Annotated in this window: 2 protein-coding genes; both read left to right on the top strand. The window is 72.9% G+C overall.

The window, feature by feature from the left end; all coding sequences use genetic code 11:
• On the top strand, positions 1-1083 hold a 1083-nt coding region (locus HYE82_RS35840; RefSeq protein WP_218783433.1), incomplete at its 5' end, for a Gfo/Idh/MocA family oxidoreductase.
• 112 nt (positions 1084-1195) lie between these two features.
• Complete coding sequence (locus tag HYE82_RS35835) at positions 1196-2383, top strand: ALF repeat-containing protein (protein ID WP_179178409.1); 1188 nt, start codon at positions 1196-1198, stop codon at positions 2381-2383.
• Positions 2384-2574: the final 191 nt, after the last annotated feature.

Genomic DNA, 2574 nt, shown 5'->3' with positions numbered 1-2574 from the left:
GCCCCCACCCACCCCCTCCGCGTAGCCGTCATCGGCTACGGCCTCGCCGGATCCGTCTTCCACGCGCCCCTGGTCGCCGCCACCGACGGCCTCGCCCTCGACACGGTCGTCACCTCCGACCCCAGCCGCCAGGCCCAGGCGCGCGAGGCGTACCCGGACGTCCGCATCGCCACCTCAGCCGAAGCCCTGTGGGCCCCCCAGGCCCCCGCAGCCTCCCCGGACCTGGTGGTCATCGCCTCCCCGAACAAGACCCACGTCCCCCTGGCCACAGCCGCGCTGAACGCCGGCATCCCGGTCGTCGTGGACAAGCCGCTCGCCGCGACCGCCGCCGAGGCCCGCGAACTCGCCGAGCTCGCCGATCGGACCGGAACGTTCCTCTCCGTCTTCCAGAACCGCCGCTGGGACAACGACTTCCTCACCCTCCGCCGCCTCCTCGCCTCCGGCGAGCTCGGCGAGATCCAGCGCTTCGAGTCCCGCTTCGAGCGGTGGCGCCCGCAACTCAAGGGCGGCTGGCGCGAGTCCGGCGCGCCCGAGGAGGTCGGCGGCCTGCTGTACGACCTCGGCAGCCACGTCGTCGACCAGGCTCTCGTCCTCTTCGGTCCGGCCGCACGCGTGTACGCGGAGACCGACGTGCGCCGCCCGGGCGCCGAGACCGACGACGACACCTTCATCGCGATCACGCACACCAACAGCATCCGCTCGCACCTCTACGTCAGCGCGACCACAGCCCAACTCGGCCCGCGCTTCCGCGTGCTCGGCTCCCGGGCCGGTTACGTGAAGTACGGCCTCGACCCGCAGGAGGCGGCGCTGCGCGAGGGGCACCGGCCGGGCGACGGCAGCCCGTGGGGTGAGGAGCCCGAGCACCTGTGGGGCCTCGTGGGCTCCGGCGAGTCCCCGCTGACCGGCGGCGGCACCCCGGTCCCGACGCTCCCGGGCAACTACCCGGCGTACTACGAGGCGGTGGCATCCGCACTGCGCAACGGCGGGCCGGCTCCGGTCACGGCCCACGAGGCGGCGCACTGCCTGGCGGTACTGGAGGCTGCTCGCGTTTCGTCCCGGGACGGCGTAACGGTCGAACTCTGAGACTTGTGTCCCAAGCTGCGCACAACACGACCAATGGACGCTGTGCCCGAGCCGAACAACCTATCCTTCACATTCCGACGATCATCACACTTGTGAAGAATGGACTCGCCTCGTGAAGCTGTCCCGGATCGCGTCGGCCGTCGCCACGGCCGCGATCGCCCCGGCCGTCCTGCTGGCCCCGTCGGCTTTCGCCGCCGAGGCATCCGCCGCGATGGTCACCAAGCCGGCGGCTCCGACCGTCCCCGTCACGGACCCGGTGGACAACGGGCAGCAGCAGGGCAAGCCGGGCGAGGGCCCCCAGGCCGCCAAGGACCGGGCCGCCATCCAGGCGCTCCTGGCGGACCCGGCGACCGGCCCGGGCGTACGCGAGGCCGCCGAGAAGGCGCTCAAGGGCACGCCCGAGGACATGCGGAAGTTCCTCGATGTCGAGTGGGGCAAGCAGCAGCTCGAGGACGACCGGATGCTGGTCGCGCAGATCACCGAGGCCGGCGGCCCGGCCGTGCGGAAGGCCGGCAACGCCGCCCTGGCCGTCAACACGATCGAGGCCCTCAGCGAGTTCCTGCGGAACGGGCAGCACATCGCCCGCTTCGAGGACGACAAGGGGGAGTTGGCGCGCATGCTCCCCGGCGCCGGCAAGGCGGTCACCGAGGCGGTGAACAAGCTGTTGGGCAGCGGGAAGCGCGAGGAGGTGCGCGAGTTCGTCCAGACCGGCCAGCACAAGGCGCGCGCCGAGGACGACCGGGTCGCGCTGCAGGGCATGCTGAAGGACGCCGGGCCGGGCCTGAAGGAGGGGATCGTCAAGCTCCTCGAGAAGAACCCGACCCCGGCCGAACTGCGTACGTTCATCACGACGACGCAGCACACGCTGCGCGACGACGACAACGCCGTCCTGATCTCGGCGATGGTGAAGGGCGCCGGACCGGAGCTGAAGAAGGCCGCGCTCGCCGCCCTCAAGGGAACGCCCGCGGACCGCATCGAGTTCCTCAAGAACGGGCAGCACACCGCCCGCGCCAAGGACAAGGCCGCAGGCGACAGCGGCAAGGACGCCAAGGCCGGGACCGAGGACGGCGACAAGAACGGCGGCAAGGACTCCTCCACCAAGTCCGCGGCGGACACCGGCTCCCAAACCGGCACCGGCAACGCCGGCAAGGCGACCGCGCCCGGCAGCTCCGGCCCGCTGGCCAGCACGGGCGCCAACGCGCAACTGGCCGTGGCGGCGGGAGCGGGCGCGGCCGCACTCGGCGCGGGCTCGGGCCTGCTCTACGCGGGACGCCGCCGCCGCGCGGCGACCAAGGGCTGAGTGACGCACGGGCGCAGCGGGGTGACCTTGAACAGCCACCCCGCTGCGCCCGGCCGGGGCTCCGCCCCCAACCTCGAACGCAAGCCCCCAGCCAACCCACGACGGCCGCCTACAACGGCCCGCCCACGACGCCCGACCCACGACGCCCGACCCGTGACGCCCAACCCGCAACGCCGAGCCCACGAGACCGG

This window comes from Streptomyces sp. BR123, assembly GCF_013401435.1.
Classification (GTDB): Bacteria; Actinomycetota; Actinomycetes; order Streptomycetales; family Streptomycetaceae; genus Streptomyces.
This window is presented reverse-complemented; position numbering and strand designations above follow the sequence as displayed.